We start from the raw sequence: 23,258 nt of genomic DNA, 5'->3' as shown, positions 1-23,258 counted from the left end.
GAGTAATCCCTAGCAGAACGCGCAAAAGACGCGAAGCATCGCGTCTCTACGTTTGGTGCGGTTTATAGAGACGTGATGCTTCGCGTCTAACGAAAACAGATTTCGCTGCCACGCAAATGGTATAAAACCCCTTGCCCGGTTTTATTTACCATAAAACAACTTTATCGTTCATTATTCAACATTCCATATTCGATATTTTTAAAACTTCGCAAGTCTGAAATTTATCGCCCAATATTATATCTTTGAGACCAATATTAACCTTCGCTCAAAAACATTCAACAACAAAAATGAAAAAAGTAATTCTTGTAACAGGCGCTTCATCGGGCATTGGGCTGGCAAGTGCCACTGCTTTACATGAGGCCGGTCACACCGTTTATGGTACCACCCGTAACCTGGCTAAAAAAGTAAACGTACCTTTTAATTTAATTGAACTGGACGTAACCGACGATGCATCTGCACAAGCAGCTGTCGACAAGATTATTAAAACCGAGGGTAGAATAGATGTTTTGGTAAATAATGCCGGTAATGGCATCGCGGGGCCGGCGTATGCTATGCCTGTTGAGAAAGCTAAACAACAGTTTGAGGTTAACTTTTTTGGCGTAGTGCGTATGTGCGGTATTGTTATCCCGCAGATGCTAAAAAACAATAGCGGCATTGTGGTGAATATCAGCTCACTGGCTGGTTTGTTTGGTTTGCCTTACCAAAGCATGTATGTGGCTTCAAAATATGCAGTTGAGGGCTATACCGAAAGTATGCGCATGGAACTGCGTAAAACGGGCATCAGAATATCAACCATTAATCCGGGCGATTTTAAAACCGAATTTACCGGCAGCCGCGAAAAAATCCCTTTCACTGTTGAAAACGAAAAATTGAAGGCTAACTATGACATCGCGGTAGCAAGCATTGAAAAAGACGAAAACGCCGGTGCCGACCCTATTGCCATTGGCAAGCAACTGGTTAAAATAGTAAGTAAATCAAATCCGGCCCACCAATATTTAGTTGGCGCTATTGGCCAAACTATTGCTGTTACGCTGAAAAAAGTATTACCGGGTGGCGTATTTGAAGGTTTGATGGCCGACCATTACGGAATAAAATAATAAGAAATTATATCACGCGTCATTGCGAGGAACGAAGCAATCTCTGAACTTTTCAGGCGGGAATGCCCTGAGTAGAGATTGCTTCGTTCCTCGCAATGACGTTTTTGTATATTTGCATTTTTAATTTTTAAATGGGAAAAGACAAATTAAGACGTTTTGCCGAAGTGGAAACCTTTGCTAACGTTTTACAATTGGATGAAGGCAAGCCTTTAAAGGGGCAATGGAGCAAAGAACATTTTAAGAATAATAACCCGGTAGTTTTAGAACTGGCCTGTGGTAAAGGCGAGTACACCGTTAACCTGGCACAACTGTTCCCCGATAAAAACTTTATCGGCGTTGATTATAAAGGTAACCGCATTTGGCGTGGTGCTAAAACTGCATTGGAAGAAGGTGTACATAACGTTGCCTTTTTGCGTATTCAGATTGAAAACCTGTTAGATTATTTCGCCAAGGGCGAGGTTGACGAGATCTGGATCACTTTTCCCGACCCGCAGCCACAGTTAAGCCGCGAGAAAAAGCGGTTGACATCACCACGCTTCCTGGAGAAGTATCTCGGGGTGTTGAGGCCGGGTGGTTATGTGAATCTGAAGACCGACAATGATGGCCTTTACGCTTACACTGCCGAAAAAATCAGGGAATTAAACCTGAACGAACACATCAATACCGCCGATTTATACAACTCAGAATTTGCTGACGAGGTACTATCCATCAAAACTTATTACGAAAAGAAGTACCTGGCACATCATAAGAATATCAACTATTTGAAATTCTCATTTAAACACTAGCCGTTATGGCCGACTATAATTTTTTTGATAACGTTTATGATGTGGCCCGGCAAATACCCGTCGGCCGTGTTACGTCATATGGTGCTATCGCAAATTACCTTGGCACTAAACGTTCATCCAGAGTAGTGGGTTACGCCATGCAAGCTGCCGGCTCGGCCTATCCACCGGTGCCGGCGCATAGAGTAGTAAACCGCCAGGGGCTGCTTACAGCTAAAGCGCATTTTGGCGGCAACACTATGCAGCAGTTATTGGAAGCTGAGGGTGTAAAAGTGATTAATGACCAGATCCAAAATTTCGATAAGCTTTTTTGGGACCCCAATGTAGAATTGGCGCTTTAGCTGCCGTAAAATGGCAAAATTTTTGCTCGTACTTTGGCTGTGAAAACATACCGATTACAATTTGAGCAGAAGCTACCCATTCCACTTGCCGAGACCTGGGACTTTTTTACATCGCCGCTAAACCTGGCAAAAATAACACCCGCCAATATGGGCTTTACAGTAACGTCACCTTATGATGCCCAAAGTAAGGTGTATCCCGGCATGATCATTACCTATAAAATTAAACCGCTGTTTGGTATATCTATGGATTGGATGACCGAGATAACCCATGTTAAAGATCAAGATTATTTTGTTGACGAACAGCGTTTTGGCCCCTATGCCCTATGGCATCACGAACATCATTTCAAAGAAATTGACGGCGGCGTGCATATGACCGACATCCTGAATTACGCTATCCCGTATGGCGTTATTGGCCGGTTGAGCAATGCGCTGTTGGTACGCAAAGAAATTTTGAAAATATTTGCGCATCGCGAGAAAGCGATTAACGAGATATTTGGGGTTTACCGGCGGTAATGCATCATCATAAAACTCGCATTTCGGCGGCGCGGGAAATCCATACATTTGCCAGGCAGATGTGAATGCCTGTGTATAGATCTCTCACTTTGTTCGAGATGACATTTTAATAAAGCTATCTGTTACTTACAATACTTTGCCACCGCATCCTGCGCATCTTTCATGCCTAGCCTGGCAGCCGCGTTAAAATCGGCGCAGGCATTTGCTTTATCATTTTGATTAATGCGTAGCATCCCTCGCTTATAAAAAGCCTGCGGGCTTTTTGGATTTAACGCTATGGCCTTGGTATAATCATTTATTGCGCCAGTTGGGTTTTTGAGATTAAGCTCGGCATCGCCCCATAAAGTGTAAATATCCTCGTTTTTAGGATCAAGGGTTAAGGCATATTCAAAGTCGTTTTGTATCCGCTCGGCATCCGGAATAAAGCTTTTGGCGTAGCCGCGGTAAGCAAAGGTTTTAATATTGTCTATATTGATAAACAGCGTGCTATTATAATCATCTACTGCACCCTCATAGTCCTTTAACTCCATTTTTACAGTGGCTCTTAAAAAGTAGGCCTCGTCATCGTTTCCCTGCAGGCTGATAGCTTTATTAATATCCGCCAGTGCATCATCAAAATTTTTGAGTGTCGCTTTAGCGTGTCCCCGGTTTTGATAAGCTATGGCCAGGCCGGTATCTAATTTAAGCGCCTGGTCATAATCTTTAATAGCTGCCTCTACCTTGCCCTGATTTTCAATAGCGATACCGTGTAGGGTGTAGTAATACGCATTGTTGGTATCAGTTTTAATTAGTTTGGCAAAAACATCTGCGGCCTCGTTATAAAACTTGCCCTTAACCATTGATGTGCCCAGGTGTACATATACATTATTGTCTTTTGAGCCAATGTCGCCCACTTTTTTATAGTCGTTTAAGGCACGGTCACGGTCGCCCATTTTCAGGTAGGCGTCGCCGCGACGCAGATAATGTTCGGCGTTGCCCGGATTATCCTGTACAGCGTGATTAAAGTCGGACAATGCACCTTTAAAATCTTTCAGCATAGTGCGCAACTCGCCGCGTACTGCGTACGGATAATCATTATGGGTATTCAGTTCAAGCGCCTTGTCCAAATCGGCCATGGCGGCGGTTGTGTCGTTTAGTTTGAGTTTGGCTATGCCACGGATAGTATAAGCAAAGCTGTTTGTCGGGTCGAGCTCTATGGCCTGATCCGCATCGTCAATGGCATCGTCATATTGTTTGATACCCAGCTTTGAATCGGCACGGCTCTGATATATCTCGGCATTTTTTGGATCAAGCTCAATACCTTTATCAAAATCGGCAATGGCGCCCTCTTTGTCGCTCATATTGCTTTTAACAATGCCATCATATAAATATAAAGCGGCATTATTCGGGTCTTTTTTAATCAAGTCCCCAAAATATTCAAGAGCCTGTTTTTCGTCATGGATATTACCTAAGGCGTTGGCCAGATATTTATAGACATTCGGTTTTTTAGGATCGAGCGCAATAACTTTTTTATAATCTGCAATGGCCGCGTTGTAATCGCCGATATTCGCTTCGGCATTTGCTTTGTAAAATAAGGCATCGCTGTTTTGAGGATTCATAGACAGGGTTTTGTTATAATCGTCAATAGCACCTTTAAAATCAGGAATATTGCCCTTTGAATTTGCCCGGTAAAAAATAATGTCGGCATTTTCGGGATCTAATTTAGCAGCGATATTATAATCGTCAATGGCCCCTTTATAATCCTCAATGTTGGCTTTTGCTACCCCGAGGTATTCATAGAGCGACGGGTCATTAGGCGATATAGCCAGAGCCCTGTTAAAATCCTCAATGGCGCCTTTATAATCGCCCAGGTTTGATTTGGCATCCGCCCGGTAATGGTACAATATCGCATTACGTGGGCTCATGCTTAAGGCCTTATTATAGTCTGCAATAGCTTCCTTATAGTTTTTGTTACCGTTATAAGCATTGCCGCGGTAATAATACAGAAACATGGTCACCTTATCAGGCGCGATCTCCTGCGACTTGTTAAAGTCTTTTATAGCCGACACATAATCTTTAATGGCTGAATAAGCATTAGCCCGGTAAAAATAAATATTGGCATCGCGGCTGTTTAAAGCTATTGCCCGGGTAAAATCAGCAATAGCGCCCTGGTAATCTTTATTCCCTGCCTTACTGTTGCCGCTTTGAGTCAAAGTCTCGGCCGACTGCGCCATGCAGAAAAAGGGAACAAACAGAGAAAATATCAAAATTGATCTTAACATTGTTTTATGCACTAAAAGGGCCTTAAAATGAGTGATGCCGAAACGCTTGAACCATCGCCCGTGTTGCGCCCGTTAATAAATTTACCTGCCGATATGAACAACGATATCTTGCGGGTAAATGAATAGCCGTAGCTTAACGATACCTGGTTAAAAGCAAAGTTTTTATTGGCTGCTATATGCGCCGGATCGTAACCTCCGCTTAAGCTGCTGGTTGAATAAAACCCGCCGATGGTAGCTGATATCTGCTGCTTAAAGCGCCTGTCCAACGTTAAACCTACGGTTCCTGTATAACGGTCTTGTAAGGGGCCGCTGCTGCCAAAGTATTGACGCACGCCATTGTCAATAGTAAAGTAGTAGTTTCTGCCCAGCACGTGCCCGCTACCGCCAAAGGACACTTTAACTTCTGCGCCCTGCTCGCCGTAACCCAGGTTGATATTGTTAGTATACAAAGGCTGTATAAAGGTGCCTTGTACTGAAAAATAGTAAATATAATTGATGTTAAATGCGTAATACCTTATACCAATTTCCATATCGGTAAAACCGTTGGTGCGGTTATCGTAGCCCGTATTGTCGTGATAATGGTTGTTTACAAAAGGTAACTGACCTACCAGGGTGAAGCGTCGCGATAAGCCGTACTCGGTATAGAGTGAGTAACTAAGTGAAGTAAACTGGCCGCCATTGGCAAACGGACTAAGCCTGCGTAATGAATCCCACCCTTTATTGGCAAAGAAATAGTTTACAGAAGGCGATAGCAGCCAGCTGCCCGGCCTTACCGGGAACGCGCCGCCGTAGCTTTTGCGCTGCATTGTGATAAAAAATACCGATGCAACCAGCAGGTATTTCAGTCCGGGTTTGGTAAAGCTCATATCGTATCTTAAAATAATCCAAAGGCATCACGCATCCATCGGCCCTCCAGCTCTTTATAGGCCGTCGTGATTTCGTGCCCAAGGTCTTTAAAAACCATTATACGTTTGGCCGCCTTAATGTTATTATAGCCGGCATATTCATTATCAGGCGGCGCAAACGGGTCAAGCAAACCTATACCCATAATGGTTGGGCAGCTTAAGTTACTTGCAAAATTTTTAACATCATAATAATCCATATTATCCAATATGGTATTAAATGACAGGCCCGGCTGGGTGCCTACATATTGCTGCATAGCACTTATGGGCCATTTAACAGCGCCCACCATGCCGCGTATATCGCATAAAATAGGGTTTTGTGCCGAGCACAATTTAACCCGTTTATCCAAACTAGCTGTCGCTATCGACAAAAAACCACCCATACTACCGCCCGATACCAGGATTTGGTCATGTCGCAGGTTAGGCTGAGCGCAAATAAAATCAACGGCGCGCAAACAATCGGCAATAGCCCCACGCATCACATACTTATATTTATCTTCAATGTGGTACACTATGTATTCGTCGCGGGGGGTATTAACCGGCCCGCGGCTATTGCCCTGCCCGCGTACGTTAAGGGTAATGATCGCCAGGTCGGGGTCTAAACCTGTAAGTGGGTTAAGGGTAACCTGGTAGCCCGGCAAACCCAGCAAAACCGCAAATTTTTTATCCTTGTTGCGGTTTACAGGCACTGTCATCCATCCCCTGATAGTTATGTTTCCCAACGACTGCATTTCTATCAGGTAAACGTGGCGGTTATCCTTATCAAGCTTGGGCATGGCAACTACCCTGAAATTTGGTTTCACCTGTGCCAGTTCATTTTTTGTTTTTTGCCAGAACAGCTCAAAATCAGCGGGCTTTTTGTAGCGCGAGCTGATCTCTTCAGGCCTGATGCCAAATACACGCCGGGTAGTATCATCATAATCGCTCACATTGATCATAAAGTTTACCTTGTAAAAACCGACGCCTTTTGAAGGTAAAATGAAGTTGTATTTTTTTACACTTTTTTTCGGGATATTAACTTTTACCGAGTCTTCAAACAGTTGTTCGCCTTTTTCGGTGGTAACCGTATAAGAAACCTTACCAAGCTGGTCGGCCTTTGTTGTATTACTTACCTCAAATGTGTATTTGGCTTTATCCTTAAAAATAGCGTTTTTGTCTGCAGCTGTTAAAACAGTTGATATTTCGCCATTATCAGAACCGTCGTCATCATCACTATCATCAGGTTTTGGCGGCGCAGCGTTCACATTATCCTTTCTCGGCGGGGGCGAAGTGTGCGACTGAGCCTGAGCGTGAGCGGCGATATTCAACATAGGCTGAAAGCCGGACAGTATTGCAACCATCGCAAGCAATTTCAGTTTTTTTGTCAGTTGTAGATATTTGGCGCTCATTTTATTTTAACACCGGCTTAATACAGGCGTTTTAATACTTATCAATTAATAGTATAAACCAAACTGGTCATGCATCCACTTTAACTCTGTTTGTGTATATACAGGGCTAACCTCATGCCCGCGGTCTCTGAATAACATGATCTTTTTCTTAGCTGTCATGCTGTTAAAAACAACAAAATCATTGGTTGGCGGCACGTAGGTATCCAAAAGCCCCACACTCATCATAAAGTTACATTTGATTTTAGGGGCAAAGTTCTTAACATCGAAATAATCAAAGTTATCCATGATTTGATTAAGCGTTAAGCCGGGCTGCGACCGTAAGTACAAATTGATGGATTTTATCGGAAACTCAACCCGTTTTATCAGGCTGCGCATGTCTGCAAACACAGGGCTCTGCGCAGAACATAAATTAACGCGACTATCTAAGGCTGCGGTGGTCATCGCTAAAAAACCGCCCATACTACCGCCTTTAACAAATATCTGATCGTGCCTTATCTCAGGCCTGGTATATAAAAAATCCATGGCTCGCACACAGTCCATAATAACGCCACGCAATACGTATTTGTTTTTATCTTCAATGCGGTGTATCACAAATTCGTCATGGCGGGTATTGATGGACCCGCGGCTGTTGCCTTGCCCGCGCACATTAAGCGCCAGGAACGCAAAATCCGGATCGACAGTCATGATCGGGTTCAAGTCTATCTGATAGCCAGGCAGCGCCAGTACCACACTGCATTTATGTTTGGGATCAGCGTTAGCAGGCTCTGTTAACCAGCCACGCACCGTTATATTATCCAGCGACTGCATTTCAACCAGGTAAACCTTACAGGTTTTGGTGCTCAGCTTAGGCTGATAGGTCACCTGGAATTTGGGGTCGACTTTAGCCAGATCGCTTTTTGCTTTTTGCCAGAAAGCGTCAAAATCGGCCGGGGCTTTGTAGTTTGATTTGATGAGCTCGGGCTTCACACCGAAAACTTTATGCAGGGTGTCATCATAATCTGAAGTATTGATGATGAAGTTTACTTTGTAAAACCCAGGCCCCTTGCCTGCAATCTCAAAATTATATTTGCCGATGCTTTTTTTTGCAACGTTGACCTTAACTGAATCGGTATGCATTTTTATGCCGTTTTCATCCAAAACGGTATAGGATATTTTGCCTTTCTGATCCTCGTCTGTTGGATTGCGCACCTCGAACGTGTATTTTGCAGCTGCATCAAATATTGCGTTTTTGTTTGAGGGGGTGATTATGGTCGAAATCTCTGTTTCGTCGGCCAGCGATATTTTTTGGGGTGCTTCTTCCTGCGCAAGTGAAACAGCCGTAGTCATTAACAGCAATGTACCTGTCAGATATATCAGTTTTGTAACCCTTCTAATCATACCTACTTTATTTGAGCGGAGCTGTTCTCCGGGTTTGATTTTTTATTCTTGATCAGGAAATCTGATTTACGGATGAAATGATTCAGCGGCTCTTCAATAGTCTTAAATAACAATATAGCTATAGCGTTAAGTAAAACAAATGCATATAACAGGTTCAGCTTGTCGTTCTCAAATGGCGAATGCCAGTCGACGCCCCATTTGTCATATAAAGTAAAGACATAGTCATTAAGCCAGTTTGTACCACTGTGCACCAGGTTGTACATCCACCCCAGATGGATGAGGTAGAATATATATGAGCTTTTACCCAGTAACTCAACAAAAGGCAGCGCCAAAACCTTTTTCATGACAGTTTGCTCGGTAAGTATCCCGTAAAAAAACAGGGCCACCGCTATGCACAAAAAGTAATTGTTTACAATAATGCCTGCCGGGCTTTGTACGCCGGCGTTCCATCCCTTGGGGATTGGTTGAAAAGCCATTGCCAGCACACATAAAAATATCAGGGCAAAACCTAAATAGGTATATACTATTTTGTTGGTGCGTTCAAAGCCTTTGTTTAGTACAATGCGTGCCAGTTGTACACCCACATAAAATTCAAAGCATCGCCCAAAAAAGGTGAACAACATCACGAAAGGGAAATTGCTGAAAAAGCCATACCAGTCGACGTGACTAAATATAAGCACCATTATTATAGCAAAGGCTGTGATGATAACAGGCTGAATATAAAACCTGCCATATTTTTTGGCGATGAGAAAGATAATGGGCGCCGAAAAGTAAAAGCATTCCTCAACAGTTAAGCTCCACCCTTGCGCAATGCCCGTGTCCCAGAAACGGTAAAAGAAACCCCTGATGAAAGTAATGTTCATGATCAGTAACCATACCGGGCGATCGTAGCCCCGGGTGATGCTTTCGTCTTTAGTAAAAAAGAAATAGATGAAGGCGCAAATAGTGAGGATAGCATACATGGGGTATATGCGGGCCACCCTGTTTTTTAAGTATTGCTTAAACCAATCAGTGGTTAAATGAAAGTTATGGTAGTACCTGAAAGTGATCAAAAATCCTGACAAAACGAAAAAGATGGACACCCCAATGTGGAACTCGCCCAGAAAGCGTTGCACAATGTGAGGAAAAGTATCATCAAAAACATAATAGTAGTGCGACACAAACACCAGATACGCAGCAAGTGCGCGCACCCCGGTTAAAGCCGGAATATAGTTTTGTACAGCTTTTTGTGCCAAAAGTTTAACGGATTAGTGTGCTCTAAAATACTTGTTTATACTTTATGTGCAAAACAAATGCCGTTGGCGGGTATTTCTGAGCGGTTTTTGGTATGGTTGACCGAATCTTACCCCTGCAGGCTTTAACCTTTGCGAAAGTGTTACAAAGCGCTGCCTTGTACTACGCCGCTATTCAGAATTTTTTGGTCGATGTAATATTGGATCTCTGATTTTTTCAGTCCCCAGTTCGGAGCAATAAGCAGTTCGCGGTCGCTCAGGCCAAACAGGCGCTGAATCACCACGTCTGGCCGAACCAGCGGAAGCAGTTCGCACAGGAAACTGGCGTACTCATCAAGTGTAAATAGCTTAAACGGTTCGCGTTTGTATTTTACGCCCATTACCGAGCCTTCGACAATATGCAGGTGGTGAAATTTTACAAATTTAATCTGCGGGTGACGGTTTATCTCGTCAGCATATTTGAGCATCATTTCTTTGGTTTCGCCGGGGAGGCCAAAGATGGTATGCACACAAATATCCAGCTTGCTGTTCTCAACCAGTTTTAAGGCACGTAAAAGGTCATCATGCGTACAACCGCGGTTGATCTGCGCCAGGGTATCGTTATAGATACTTTCCATACCCATCTCCAGGTCGACATCAAAACGGTCAGTATAGCTTTCAAGCAGGGCTATTTTTTCGGCATCTATACAATCAGGCCGGGTACCTACCGACAAACCAACGATATCCTCGGGGCAATAGCTTAAAGCCTCGTCATACAGTGCTTTCAGGTAATGCGTAGGTGCGTATGTATTGGTATTAGGTTGAAAGTAAATAATGAACTTGTCGGCTTTATTACCTTTGCGGGCACGCTCCATGCCCTCAATAACCTGTTGCTTCAGGTTTGGCGCCTGGCGGCTAACCGACGGCGTAAACGAGTCGACATTACAATAAGTACATCCACCGTAGCCTTTACTGCCATCTCTGTTGGGGCACGTGAAGTTGCCATCAACAATAACCTTAAACACCCGGTGCCCTTTGTACTTTTCTTTAAGCCATGGCCCGTAGTTGTTATATCCCTTCTCCCAAATACTTGCTGTCGTGTCTGTTAATTGCATTGGCGCAAAGATACGGATTTAGTAAATCCTTTTTTGTCATTCTCCGCGACGAATCTGAATAACACGTTTAGTTAATCATTGTTCCAACATTTTGTCTGCAGCATTGTTGTTATTGGTAAGATATTTGCACTACTACCCCTATCAATATTGCACCTATGAACATCAACCCGAAAGCCCCTGTTTTAACTAACGACGAGATCATTATTAACGCGCCGCTAATTGACGTATGGAACATCCATACCGACATTTCAAACTGGAGCGATTGGAATGACGAGATATCTGCCTCCAGGATAGATGCGCCACCCGCTATTGGCAAAACTTTTACCTGGACCATCAGCGGGATGGAAATTTCATCGACTATCAGTGAGCTTATACCTGGACAAAAGATCTCCTGGTCGGGCACCGTAAACGGTGTATTGGGCATACATGTGTGGCTTTTCCGCGATATGGGTGACGGCGTTCTCGTAAATACAGCCGAATCATTGGAAGGTGACCCGGTGAATGAACAAATTGATTTTTACCAGGATGGACTGAATAAAACGCTACGCGCCTGGCTGGAGAGTTTAAAGAAAAAAGCAGAGGCCTTGCAATAGATCAGGCAAAGACAGGGTTTTTGACAGAAATCGGTGTGAGTCCAAAGCGTCCGCGAAACGCGCGGCTAAAATGCGAGACGCTTTCAAATCCACTCTCAAAAGCCGCTTCACTAACCGTTTTATTGGTATTAACCAGCAAATTGCGGGCATGAATAAGCCGTTTTTCTAATAGCCATTTACCAGGCGTAGTGTCAAACTGTTTCCGGAAATCGCGTTTAAATGCAGAAAGGCTGCGGTTAACTAGTTTTGCATATGCTTCTAGTTTAAGATTATAGCAATAATTGCTTTCCATTACCTTTTGTAGCGATATGGCTTGTGGCTCATGCAGCAAGGCGCCAAAATAGGCAAGCATCTCGCGGTTATTCAAATTGCCTGCGACGGTTAAGATCAACTCGCGAAACTTTAGTTCGAGCAATGCCTTTTCAGGTTCGTACCGGGCTTCAAAAAAATGCATTATCGATTTAAAAAAAGCCTGCACATAGTTGTCGTTGATAATAGGCATGACTGTATGAAAGGTCTCGTCCGACCTATAGATGGGTGAGGTTTTGCTTTTTAATACTTCGCAGATAAAATCATCGGGCACAAAAAACATTACCAGGCAAAATTTATCGTCCGAAAGCTGTTCGGATATAGCAGCGCCCTTGCGCACAAACACACAAGTATTTTCTGTCAGCTCAAAAGTGCCTTGCGCGGTATGCCATCTTTTAGTTCCCTCAATTACATAAATAAAATAATTATGCTGGCACCATACGTCCTGATACTTGTTTTTTAGCGGGCAATTGTACAGCGTAATCAAACTTTCGCCGCACGAAAATTGCCGGTAATAATTGGGGTTATCTAATGTGTTATCGTAAATATTGACCATCTCCGCTTTCCGAAAACAGGACAAAATACATAAAAGCCGGCAGATCAATGACCTACCGGCTAAATTTCACGCATTAATTTATGATACGGTTACTTCAACCAATAAATAAGTGGCCGTGATTGAGGTGATTGAACTATTATTACTACTATTTTTTTCTGCAAAAAGCGCTTGCAGTTCACGTTCCAGCTGGGCTGCCTTGCCATTTTTTCCGGCTGCTTCAAAGGCGCTCATTGTTGGGCCGTAGTATCTTTTAAACAGGTCGACAAATTCATTGGGCGTACATTGAGCAACAAAAGTAAAGTCGGCTTTTTGGCAAACGATATTTTGTTTGGAGACACCCGCCGCAGCAAACCTATCCACTACTTCTGCCTCTACTCCCCATAACATCGGGCTCACAAAGCCCTCGGGCGGCGGCGGTGTATAGGCCGAACTAATTTTGAGTATCTGGGCAACAAGTGTTGGGTCGCCTGGGATCCAGTTTCCCATCACAATTTTGCCGCCTGGTTTGGTAACCCTAACCATTTCTTTAGCCACATCATATGGTTTTGGCGCAAACATGGCCCCAAAGATACTCACTAACATATCGAATGAATCATCCGCTACCCCTTGCAGCTGGCAAGCATCGCCTTGTTTAAATGTACAATTTGTAAGTCCTGCGGCCTTGGCTCTGGCATTGCCGGCTGCAACCAGGTTTTCGGCAATATCAATTCCGGTGACATCGGCGCCCAGCTTTGCCGCCGGTATGGCTGTTGTGCCGTCGCCGCAACCAAGGTCAAGTAGTTTTATATTTTTTGTAATACCCAGCCTGGCCACCAGCCCGGCTCCGCTATTGCGCATGGTATCGGCAATTTTTGTAAAGTCGCCTTTTTCCCACAATGCTTTATTTGGATTCATCTAGTTAATTTTCAGCAAAATTAGAAAACGAGTCGCCTCTTGACTTGCTTTTTAAGTCCATATTAATGACTCTGCGGACCAGCATTTGCTAAAAACAAAAGCACCGCCATGAATTTTTGTGGCGGTGCTTTTTATTTATAGTCAAAAGGTTCTTAATTCTTTTCTGTTGTAAGCTTTTTGATCAGCTCAACCTCATCAGTTTTATATGGGGTGCCATCCTTGCGAAAAATGTCGTGGAACCACAATTTTGGCTCCTCGCCACCAGGGATTGGCGTATCCCAGGCATAAATGGTATTAGTTTTACCCATTACAAAGCCCCAGTTAATGGCGCCAACGTTCTCTTTTTTAAGCATCGGCATTACTGTGCCAAAAGTACTGTTACGCGGGCGAGCCATATATTCAGTACAGATCAACGGCTTACCATGTGTTTTCAGCAATTGAATCACCCGCTGGTGCGGACCAACTTCGTCATAATTATGATAAGTGATCACGTCTGAATTTAAAGCCTGATAGGTATTCAGCTTTTCAAAACTCCAGTCCCACAAACCGGCAGATACCGGCTGGTCTGGACGAACCTCATGCGCCCATTTAAACACGTTAACCAACAAAGGCATTGATGATTCTCTTTTACCGCTATTACCCGGCTCATTAAACAAATCCCAAAGCAAGATGCGTTTATCGTGGCCAAAAGTGGTTAGGATATCTTTTACGTAATGCTCCAGTCTGGCCATTTCTTTCGGGTCTTTAAGCGCCGGCACACCCGGGTCTTGCATCCATCCTGAATTATGCACACCTGTTTTAACTTCGGGCTGTTTGCCCGGTTTGGGGTCGTTGTTCCAGCAATCGTCGAAAAATACAAACAAGGGTTGAATATGGTGTTTGCTGGCGATAGTCAGGAACTCATTAACGCGCGATTTAAAACCTTTTGGATCTTCGGCATAAGCAATGCTATGTAAGAAAACACGTACCGTGTTAAAACCAATGCCCTCTGCATACCCCAGTTCGCGGTCTATGGTTTTTGGATCAAAAGTATCAGCTTGCCACATTTCTAACTGGTTGATGGCATTGCTGGGGATAAAATTTGCGCCTGCTATCCAGCGATGCTGGCTGTACCATTGGTTAGCTTTAGCGGCCGACCATATCTTGTCTGCCCCTGCAGTTTTTGACTGCGCATTAACCGATAAAGCTGCCAAAGCAACCGCGCCGGTTAATAACATATTTTTTATTCTCTTCATCGTGATTATTGGATAATTAATTGGTTTGCTAATATAGTTTAAGTGTGCACCAAGTAAAAGGTTTATCTGCCTCATTTGATGAAATATTTTCAGTATGGCCATTGCTATCGGTTAAGGCCATGTTAAAACCTACGCGTTTACCTGCTGCCGGGCGGCCTCCAATTATTGACCATGGGATACCGATTACCTGCGTATATCTCTTACCGGCACGCATGTTGTTATCGTTCAAGATACCCCTTGGATAGCCTTTTTTCCATTCGCCGCTATCACCTTCAAACATGGTCAATTCATTACGTCTGTCCATCGTAATTTTGAATACACCTTTACCGGGGGCATCGTAGCTTTTATTTTGTGGGTCGAGATAAATAGTGAAGGACGCGTTTTTCAAACTATCGACACCACGTACAGCAACCATAACATATAGCATCTGGTCATTATAATTCAGATCGGCTTTTAAATTAGCCAGACCATCGCCACCTATAAAAACTTTGGTCTCCAGGCTATCCTGCGATGGATCATTGTGAATCTGTGCCCTTTTAACCGATAGTTCAGGCATAACATGACCCTTGATCATCCACACCTCAGTATTGTGATTTTGTGAAAAGCTACTGGTGCTGGTCAACGCCACAACCGTATTGTCATTTAGCACACATACACTGTTCCATAGCCCGGCTTTATCACCGGCAATATTAAACGGTACCGATTTACGGTTGAAATTACGGCCCTCATTATCGCCAACCACTACTTTCATTTCGCTATGGTTCATGTTGTTTATGCGGCCTTCGGTTCCCTGATATGAAAGGATGGTTTCGCCGGTTTTTAGCCGCCGCAGATAGGGCGCACCAAGGTAAAGGCTATCTGGCACTTTATCGGCTAACGCGAAGTTACGGTTCGGGCTAGTAGCGCCAACAGGTTTAGACCAATCATCTTTCAATGTACTGCGAATAATAGTTGGCTTGAAATTTTTGAAACCGTTGTCTTCTATCGAGTAAGCCATTTCCTTACCGTTTTGCAGCAATATCGGGCTTGGCATACCATCCCGCGAATGCGGCCTGAAACTGGTAGTTTTCGCCGCTGACCAGCTCAAGCCGCCATCCCTTGATTTTACCATCGAAATACACTGTTCATTAGATTGCCGGTACGGATCTTCATTGGCAAAAAATAACTCCACATCGGCGTCAGGCAATTGTATAGCCGATGGTTCCCAGCAGCCGTTCTCGAACCGATAATCAGCTTTGTAAAGGGTACGCTCGTCGGTCCAGGTTTTACCGTGGTCGTAGCTTTTTTTAGTTTTAATAGCGAAATGTTTGGTGGTATCAATTGGGCGGCGTGACGGCCGTGGGTTATAGCAAACTAACAATGAATGATCTTTTAGCTGTAAGATATCAGGAACGGCCATATTCACCCCGTCGGCGTGCGGCGCTATCAGCGTTTGAGCCGACCAGCTTTTACCCAAATCGTTACTTTTAACACAGTAAACGCTCCCTTCAGATTCATAAACGCCGAGCAGCGAATTATCTGCAAGTTGTATCAACCGTGCATAGCCAGAGTAACGGGCATTATTTGATGATACTTTAACCAGCGTGTTGTAATCCCAGGCTATGCGGATGCCGCCAACCGGTGTTTTGGCTTGCTGCGCCACGCTGCTCATCGCTACAATTAACAAGAGCGGCAGAAGATACAATTTCGGTTTTAACATTGGATTGGTATGGTTGATCAATAATACGGAGATTTATGTATTCTGCAAGACAGTACAGGACAGCAAATCAGCCAAGTTATATTAAGTTTGCGTATCCAATTATACACTTAGCAAAGTATCGCTATACTCATGATTTCGAAATTTAAAAATATTAGCAAAGCCCTGGCCGTAGCAATGTTAGCCCTTTGCACTTTAACGGCAGCAGCTCAAAGTACCAAAACTGCGCAACCAGCGCCAAAAATTGTCAACATTGTCAACTTTATTCGCCTGCTTGAGCCGCGCGACCCAAAGATTACCGAAGATGTGCTGTACCAAACAGTTGTACAGCAGGTTAACATTATGAAAAAATATCATCTGGGTGGCACTTTCCTGCTGCAGTATGATGCCTTGATGGATAAGCGTTATCAAACGCTGCTGGCCTCATTACCAAAAGGCAGTTTTGAAATTGGCGCGTGGTGGGAAATACCCCAACCTTTGGTTGAAAATGCCGGAATGACGTGGCGCGGCCGTTACCCATGGGACTGGCGCGCCAACATTGGTTTCTCAACCGGCTATACGCCGGCCGAACGCACCAAACTGATTGATACTTATTTTGACGATTTTAAAAAGATATTCGGCTATTATCCCAAAACCGTTGCCTCATGGTTTATCGATGCTTACAGCCTGAACTATATGTATCAGAAATACCACATCGTAGCATCGGCAAATTGTAAAGACCAGTACGGCACCGACGGTTACACCTTATGGGGCGGCTACTGGAATCAGGCTTATTATCCAAGTAAAATCAACTCATATATGCCGGCGCAACATGAAGCGCAACAAATACCGGTACCCATCTTCAGAATGTTGGGAAGCGACCCTGTGCGTCAATATGATACCGGCATTAGCTCCAGCAGGCAGGGAGTGATTACGCTTGAGCCGGTTTACCATTTCGGGGGTGGCGATTCAACCTGGGTAAGCTGGTTCTTTAAAGCTTTGGCTGACGATAAATCAGTTAACTTTAACTACACCCAGGCCGGGCAGGAAAACTCGTTTACCTGGGACGCCATGAAAAAAGGTTTCGAAATACAGATGCCGCTCATTGCCAGGCTGCGTGACCAGCATAAACTTCGTGTAGAAACCATGGAGCAATCGGGCACATGGTTTAAAAAGAATTATAAAGTAACCCCGCCTACCTCGTTCAGCGTAAGCAAGGACATTCCGGGCAGCGATTTGAAAACCGCCTGGTACAATAGCCGCTTTTACCGTATCAATTTATTGTGGGAGAACAATAATCTGCGTATCCGCGATATTCATTTGTTTGATGAAACTTTCCCATCGGTTTATGAAACAACGCCGGTAACGTCGAATGAGTGTACCTTCTTTACCCTTCCGATTGTTGACGGCTATATCTGGAGTAAACGCGATGACCTGGCCGGTTTGCGTTTCAAAGCCAGGACTGATGCAGGCGATATTCTGCTAACCGGCGGCGAGCCGAAATTTAGCAAAACTGCTACAGGCGCCCTTCATATTTCGTGGCCTTTAACAACCGCTAACGGATCTATAGAAATTGACCTTGCCGAAGGACAGGTAAAAATAAACCTGTTAAGCAAAATAAAACTCGACTGGTACCTTGAACTCAATACGCCACCAACGGATAAATTACCATTTGAAAAGATAGACACCAAAGAATTGGATTGCCAATTTGAAAACATGCCCTATAAATTAAAAGCGGTTAAAGGCAGCTTCAGTAAACCGGGTAACAGCTCTATTTTCAGAATAACACCTGAGGCCAACCGTATTGTATTAAATATGGCAGATATTAAGTAATTGAAACAGAACAAAAGGGGTGCCCCTTGAGGTTCTCGAAGCATGACACCCTGTTTTTGTCAAACTCTCGTAGCCACCTGTAATTCTGGAGCAATAATCAAACTGGCAGTTAAAGCGTGTAAGATTTTTCGCTATCGCTCAGAATGACAAATAAAGAAAGGCGCCGATGGCGCCTTTCTTTATTTCTTCTGGTTAAAGTCCCAGATATTCATCCATTTTATCGCGGCCTTACCTTCGGCAAAAACCGATAGGTTGGTGGCATTACCATCCGGATATATCATAGTTGAGATCACTTTTTCCCCACCGTTGCCAAATACCTCAAGCGACGAATTGTCTACCAGCACCTGTATCTTAACCACGCCGTTTTCAGGTTTCATTGGCGCGGTTTGGGTAAGATTTTGGCGCGATTTATTCCCCATTTCTGATATGGTACAATCGATAAACAACTGGCCATTTTCAGCATCATAACCTACATTTACATTTTTAGTGATATCAGGGTTTTCAACAATATTAAAGCCTACTTTTTTGGTGTCTTTGGTTACCTCAAACTCTGCGTTTATCCAATAGGAGTTACCGCTATATGGACGCTCTTTGTTCAAATTGATACGCGTATCGTTAATAGGCAGATTTTTCGTTAATAAAACTTTCTGAGCAGCATATTTGCCCATTGCTTTTGTTACAACAGATGAAGGCTCTTGTACCAGTCTTAACCCTTCATCGGTAGTCTTCAATGATAAGTCATGAGGAATAGACATTTGTCCTTTCCAGGGGTAAGTTTCGCGGCGGCCGTCCTGTAGCCATCCTAATAATATTTTTTTGTTTTGTGGAGCATCCCGCCAGGCTATGGCGGCATAAAAGCAATCTCCATAATCTACCGGTAAAACCAGCTTACCGGCGTTGTCGTCTTTAAAAGTGGTGCCGTCAAAATCGCCTACAAAATATTGAATAAGCGGGCCATGGTCTCCGCCTGACGATACAAACATTACCCATTTAACTTTCTTCGGGTCATTATCAACCACCAATGGCAGCAGTGAAGGGCACTCCCATCCATTACGGGTATATCCCGCCGGGCCAAAATCGCTCAGTTTGGTCCAGTCTTTAAGGTTTGACGAGCCGTAAATACGCACCATGTGCTCGTTCACCATAGATACCGTCATGATCCATTGCCTGGTTGGCTCATACCAAAACACGTTGGGGTCGCGGAAATCGCTTTTATTTAAATCAATAACCGGTGTTGAGCTGTATTGCTTAAAACTTATGCCGTTATCGTTACTATAAGCGATAAATTGCGACTCTTTATGCTGTTTGGGTTGATCGCCTGTAAAAATTGCCACCACAGGCGGCTTTTCTTTAGTGCCCAGTCCGCTGGTATTATTTTTATCTAACACAGCCGAGCCGGAATATATCCAGGTTGTGGTATCAGGATGTACAATTTCTGGTATTGCCACCGGCAAGTGTTTCCAACTGATCAAATCTTTACTGGTAGCATGGCCCCAACTCATGTGGCCCCATTTATTTTCGAAAGGATTGTGCTGGTAGTATAACTGATACTCGCCATTTAAAAACAGCAGACCGTTAGGGTCGTTAGTCCAATTTTTTTCGGGAGTAAAATGATATTGCGGACGCCATAGCGGTGTCGGGACAGGTTGTTTTTGGCAATACCCTTTTGCAGCGGGCAACAATAATAAAATAGTTATCAGTTTATTACGCAGCATGGCTTGTACAGTTAATACGTAAACAGATTGCTTTGGCAGGTGCATTACCTCTAGGTCTTAAAGATAGTATATTGCACTATTAAATAGCAACTAAAAAGGGCGCAAATTGCGCCCTTTTTGTATAACGTTGTCTATACAACTATTTTAAGTATTACTTTTTTGCTTTTGCAAGGTCAAGCTCATAAGTAAAGCTGCTGGCTAAGGCGTGTGGTTGGTATTGCTCCAACGGGCGCGGACCACAACCGTTTGAACCCGCACCCAAGGTGCGGTGATCAATGTTAAGGACAGTACCTTTGCTTTTTGGCAGATCTATCTTGTACTCAACGGGCTCCATTTCTTCATCGCTGTAAGGCAAAGCGCTTACCTGCATTACTGAGTCAACCTGTTTAACTTTCAGGCCCAGGCCGCTTGCCGCTGTAACGTTTGCCCAACGCACGTCTTCGTGGTTACCCTGCTCCATTGGTTTTTCATAACCTGTCATTTGGTTAACCACGCTGCTAGAATAGTGGCCCACGTCCGATCCGCGTTTACGATCGGCATAGTTTTCCATCGGGCCACGGCCCAGATAATCAAACTGGTTCAGGTCCTTATTCAGGAACATACGCACCCCAATGCGGGCCAGTACCAGTTTAGGGTCGCTAAAGTCAACCTTGTTTTCAGCCTTGATCTCGCCTTTACCATTGATAGTGTATACCACGTTATGGCGCACTACAAAGTTTTGCTGGCCAACGCCGGTTAAGTTAGCGCTTATTTGCACTACGTTTGGCGCCAGTTGTACCGCTTTTACATCGGCAGCAGTCCATTTAATTTCTTTCAGGCCGCTTTTAACCCAGTCACGGTAGGCCCACATATCGTCAATTTGGTGCGGTGCACGCCAAAGGTGCAACATCGGGCCGCCGTTTTCTCTGATAATGTTTTCGCCGTCTTTCTCTATTTTGGTGAAAGTACCCAGGTTTTTGTCGAACACCAGGTTAAAGTCAGCGCCTTTTACTTTAATATCGCTGCTGCCATTATTTAAAGTAAGGTTAGCGCCTTGAGCTTTATTGGCAACAGCCGGTGTGGGTGTACCCAGTTCAAACTGTTGCTCGGCAACTTCAAAACCACGCTTAGCCCACATTTTATCAGCACCTAATTGGAATGAAATGCGCAGGAAGTACTCGGCACCCGGTTTGTTTGGCACTACATAAGGCAGGGTAATGTCTTTATCCTGGCCAGGGTTGATCAAACCTGGCGAAATATTGCCCGATGATATTACGGTACCATTTTCACTCAGTTCCCATTTAGCATCCAGGTTATTCAGGTTGATAAACTGGTAACGGTTTTTAATAGTGAACGCTTTTTTATCCAGATTTTTCGCTTTGATCGAAATCCACTGGTAAGCATGTTTAAGCTCAGGATAGTGTGGTTTTGGGCGACGGTCTGAAAACACAACACCTTTGTGGATGAAGTAATGATCGTTCGGATATTCGCCGAAACCGCCACCATAAGCTGTGATAGGATGTTTTGGATCACGGTTGTTATAGATACCCTGATCTTGCCATTCCCAGATAGCGCCACCTAACAGGTTTGGATATTTGTCGAACAGATCATTATAAACGTCAACCGAGCCCATTGAGTTAAACATGGCGTGTGCATACTCGCACAGGTAGAATGGCTTAGTCAGCGTAGCATCAGTTGCGTGCTTTTCAACATCGTAAACATTGGTGTACATTTCGCTGTCAATATCGGCAGGGTTTTTACTGCCAATACCAAAGCCCTGATAATGAGTTGGGCGGCTCGGATCTATACCCTTAATGGCCGCTAAAATAGCGCGAAAATTGCTGCCGCCACTACCGCACTCGTTACCCAACGACCAGATGATTACTGACGCATGATTTTTAAATTCTTCGACATTGGCCACGTTTCGGTCAATCAAAGCTTTCTTGATAGTTGGCTCTTCGTTAAACTGATCCCAGGCGCCATGGCACTCTAAGTTAGCTTCGGCTACCAGATAAATACCGTACTCGTCGCACAGCTCATACCAGCGAGGGTCGTCAGAGTAATGGCAGGTACGTACGTGGTTGCTATTGGTTTGCTTGATCAGTACAATATCGCGAATCATTTGCTCCTCGGTAATTGCATGACCATCGTCAGGCCAGTTTTCGTGGCGGTTAACACCTTTTAGTTTAATTGGCACGCCATTAACCAGGAACAAACGGCCTTTAATTTCTATCGACCGGAAACCGGTACGTTGTGAAATGGTTTCAATGGTTTTAGCACCTTCGTTCAGGTTGATAACGGTAGTATATAATTTAGGCGTCTCGGCAGTCCATTTCTGCGGATTACTTACATGGAAGCTGGTTTGAACCACAGTTTCCTCACCCGGGGCCAGTGCCGGTATATTTTTCTTAACGGCAGCTCCGGGAACTTTTACATTACCATTGTAAAGCGTCACTAATAACTGGCGTGCCGGAACAGCTTTGTCGCTGTAATTTTTAACTTTTGATTGCACCACCAGGTCGGCATCTTTATAATGTGCATCAAGGTTGGTGTGAATAAAAAAGTCGCGGATATGTTCTTGCGGGGCGCTCCATAGGGTTACGTTACGGAAAATACCACTCAAACGCCACATGTCCTGATCTTCCAGGTAGCTACCCACAGTGAAGCGGTAAACTTCAGCAGCAATCATGTTTTTACCCGGATGCACATATTTAGTCAGATCGAACTCGGCAGCGTTGCGGCTGTTTACGCTGTACCCCACTTTTTTGCCATTAACCCACAAAAAGAAACCTGCGTCAACGCCGTCAAAAGTGATGAATATTCTGCGACCGCTCCAATTAGCCGGCACATTAAAATCGCGGCGATAGCTACCTACCGGGTTGCGTTCTTTAACCGCAGTGTATTTCGGGTTTTTAGGTTGCGTCATTACGTGCGGATAATCTTTCTGGAAGATATAAGTATAATTACTATAATACGGCGTACCATAACCTTCAACCTGGAAGTTTGACGGCACTTTGATGTCTTTCCATTTAGATACATCATAATTGGCTTTATAGAAATTTACCGGGCGTTTTTGCGGCCAGTCAACCCAGTTAAACTTCCACATACCGTTTAAACTGATAGCTAATGAGGACGCACGGCGGTTTGCTTTCAATGCCTCGGCCAGCGTATTGTAGGGCATCAGCGTAGCGTGGTACGGCTCTTTGTTGATACCTGTAATTTCAGGGTCCTCAATCTCTTTCGGTACAGAGGCCGTGTCGGCCACCGACAGAAAGGTATTATCAGCTTGTTGCGCTTTACTTGCTTTGAAGCCGCATATCAGCATCGGTAGCAGTAATACAAGTTCTTTTTTAAATAAGACTTTGTTCATTGTGTTGTATTATTAATTTATTGGAGTATAAAGGTCATTGCGGCAGCTCAAACAACCGCATTGGTGTGTTCATAGTATCGACGTTAAAAGTATAGCTTTTTAACGAATTTTT

Annotated in this window: 18 protein-coding genes; 6 read left to right on the top strand and 12 right to left on the bottom strand. The window is 44.1% G+C overall.

Annotated features, from left to right (window positions below):
* The first annotated feature begins 287 nt into the window (after nt 1-287).
* The 4 genes from ACFS5N_RS12855 (at nt 288) to ACFS5N_RS12840 (ending at nt 2,733) form a co-directional block, all read left to right on the top strand.
* Nucleotides 288-1,097 carry an SDR family oxidoreductase gene (locus tag ACFS5N_RS12855; RefSeq protein ID WP_377186022.1) on the top strand — a complete coding sequence of 270 codons (810 nt, stop codon included), beginning with the start codon at nt 288-290 and terminating at the stop codon, nt 1,095-1,097.
* Between the two features lie 131 nt (nt 1,098-1,228).
* A complete protein-coding gene (gene trmB / locus ACFS5N_RS12850; protein ID WP_377186020.1) occupies nt 1,229-1,882 on the top strand; it encodes a tRNA (guanosine(46)-N7)-methyltransferase TrmB in 654 nt (217 codons plus the stop codon).
* A 5-nt stretch (nt 1,883-1,887) separates the two neighbouring features.
* The gene (locus ACFS5N_RS12845) at nt 1,888-2,220 is read left to right on the top strand and encodes an MGMT family protein (protein ID WP_377186018.1); all 333 of its coding nucleotides are present in this window, start codon (nt 1,888-1,890) and stop codon (nt 2,218-2,220) included.
* 39 nt (nt 2,221-2,259) lie between these two features.
* A complete protein-coding gene (locus tag ACFS5N_RS12840) occupies nt 2,260-2,733 on the top strand; it encodes an SRPBCC family protein (protein ID WP_377186016.1) in 474 nt (157 codons plus the stop codon).
* A 122-nt stretch (nt 2,734-2,855) separates the two neighbouring features.
* Here ACFS5N_RS12840 and ACFS5N_RS12835 read toward each other — a convergent pair whose 3' ends face one another.
* From ACFS5N_RS12835 to ACFS5N_RS12810, 6 genes are all read right to left on the bottom strand, one after another.
* Nucleotides 2,856-4,994, bottom strand: a complete 2,139-nt coding sequence (locus ACFS5N_RS12835) for a tetratricopeptide repeat protein (protein ID WP_377186014.1) — start codon at nt 4,992-4,994, stop codon at nt 2,856-2,858.
* Nucleotides 4,995-5,005: 11 nt separating this feature from the next.
* Nucleotides 5,006-5,860 carry a hypothetical protein gene (locus tag ACFS5N_RS12830; RefSeq protein ID WP_377186012.1) on the bottom strand — a complete coding sequence of 285 codons (855 nt, stop codon included), beginning with the start codon at nt 5,858-5,860 and terminating at the stop codon, nt 5,006-5,008.
* A gap of 8 nt (nt 5,861-5,868) precedes the next feature.
* Entirely contained in the window at nt 5,869-7,236 is a 1,368-nt protein-coding gene (locus ACFS5N_RS12825) for an acetylxylan esterase (protein WP_377186010.1), read from the bottom strand.
* A 93-nt stretch (nt 7,237-7,329) separates the two neighbouring features.
* Nucleotides 7,330-8,661 (bottom strand): acetylxylan esterase, encoded by a 1,332-nt coding sequence (locus ACFS5N_RS12820; protein ID WP_377186008.1) that lies wholly within the window; start codon nt 8,659-8,661, stop codon nt 7,330-7,332.
* Nucleotides 8,662-8,663: 2 nt separating this feature from the next.
* Entirely contained in the window at nt 8,664-9,896 is a 1,233-nt protein-coding gene (locus ACFS5N_RS12815; RefSeq protein ID WP_377186006.1) for an acyltransferase family protein, read from the bottom strand.
* 140 nt (nt 9,897-10,036) lie between these two features.
* Entirely contained in the window at nt 10,037-10,987 is a 951-nt protein-coding gene (locus ACFS5N_RS12810; RefSeq protein WP_377186004.1) for a TIGR01212 family radical SAM protein, read from the bottom strand.
* 155 nt (nt 10,988-11,142) lie between these two features.
* On the opposite strand from ACFS5N_RS12810, the gene ACFS5N_RS12805 reads away from it, so the two are divergent.
* Nucleotides 11,143-11,580, top strand: a complete 438-nt coding sequence (locus ACFS5N_RS12805; protein WP_377186002.1) for an SRPBCC family protein — start codon at nt 11,143-11,145, stop codon at nt 11,578-11,580.
* A 1-nt stretch (nt 11,581) separates the two neighbouring features.
* Here ACFS5N_RS12805 and ACFS5N_RS12800 read toward each other — a convergent pair whose 3' ends face one another.
* From ACFS5N_RS12800 to ACFS5N_RS12785, 4 genes are all read right to left on the bottom strand, one after another.
* Nucleotides 11,582-12,445: a helix-turn-helix domain-containing protein gene (locus ACFS5N_RS12800; RefSeq protein WP_377186000.1), complete on the bottom strand. Its 864-nt coding sequence runs from the start codon at nt 12,443-12,445 to the stop codon at nt 11,582-11,584.
* A 78-nt stretch (nt 12,446-12,523) separates the two neighbouring features.
* Complete coding sequence (locus tag ACFS5N_RS12795) at nt 12,524-13,339, bottom strand: class I SAM-dependent methyltransferase (protein ID WP_377185998.1); 816 nt, start codon at nt 13,337-13,339, stop codon at nt 12,524-12,526.
* 152 nt (nt 13,340-13,491) lie between these two features.
* Nucleotides 13,492-14,574, bottom strand: coding sequence for a 1,4-beta-xylanase (locus tag ACFS5N_RS12790; RefSeq protein ID WP_377185996.1), 1,083 nt, complete (start codon nt 14,572-14,574; stop codon nt 13,492-13,494).
* 28 nt (nt 14,575-14,602) lie between these two features.
* Nucleotides 14,603-16,273 (bottom strand): exo-alpha-sialidase, encoded by a 1,671-nt coding sequence (locus tag ACFS5N_RS12785; RefSeq protein ID WP_377185994.1) that lies wholly within the window; start codon nt 16,271-16,273, stop codon nt 14,603-14,605.
* A 129-nt stretch (nt 16,274-16,402) separates the two neighbouring features.
* Between ACFS5N_RS12785 and ACFS5N_RS12780 the strand changes: the two genes are divergently transcribed.
* A complete protein-coding gene (locus tag ACFS5N_RS12780; protein ID WP_377185992.1) occupies nt 16,403-18,082 on the top strand; it encodes a hypothetical protein in 1,680 nt (559 codons plus the stop codon).
* Between the two features lie 179 nt (nt 18,083-18,261).
* Here the strand turns inward: ACFS5N_RS12780 and ACFS5N_RS12775 are convergent, their stop codons facing one another.
* Nucleotides 18,262-19,842 (bottom strand): glycoside hydrolase family 32 protein, encoded by a 1,581-nt coding sequence (locus ACFS5N_RS12775; protein WP_377185990.1) that lies wholly within the window; start codon nt 19,840-19,842, stop codon nt 18,262-18,264.
* A 106-nt stretch (nt 19,843-19,948) separates the two neighbouring features.
* Nucleotides 19,949-23,146, bottom strand: a complete 3,198-nt coding sequence (locus ACFS5N_RS12770) for a glycoside hydrolase family 2 TIM barrel-domain containing protein (protein WP_377185988.1) — start codon at nt 23,144-23,146, stop codon at nt 19,949-19,951.
* Between the last annotated feature and the right edge of the window lie 112 nt (nt 23,147-23,258).

It is taken from the genome of Mucilaginibacter ximonensis, assembly GCF_042686265.1.
GTDB classification, from domain to species: Bacteria; Bacteroidota; Bacteroidia; order Sphingobacteriales; family Sphingobacteriaceae; genus Mucilaginibacter; species Mucilaginibacter ximonensis.
This window is presented reverse-complemented; position numbering and strand designations above follow the sequence as displayed.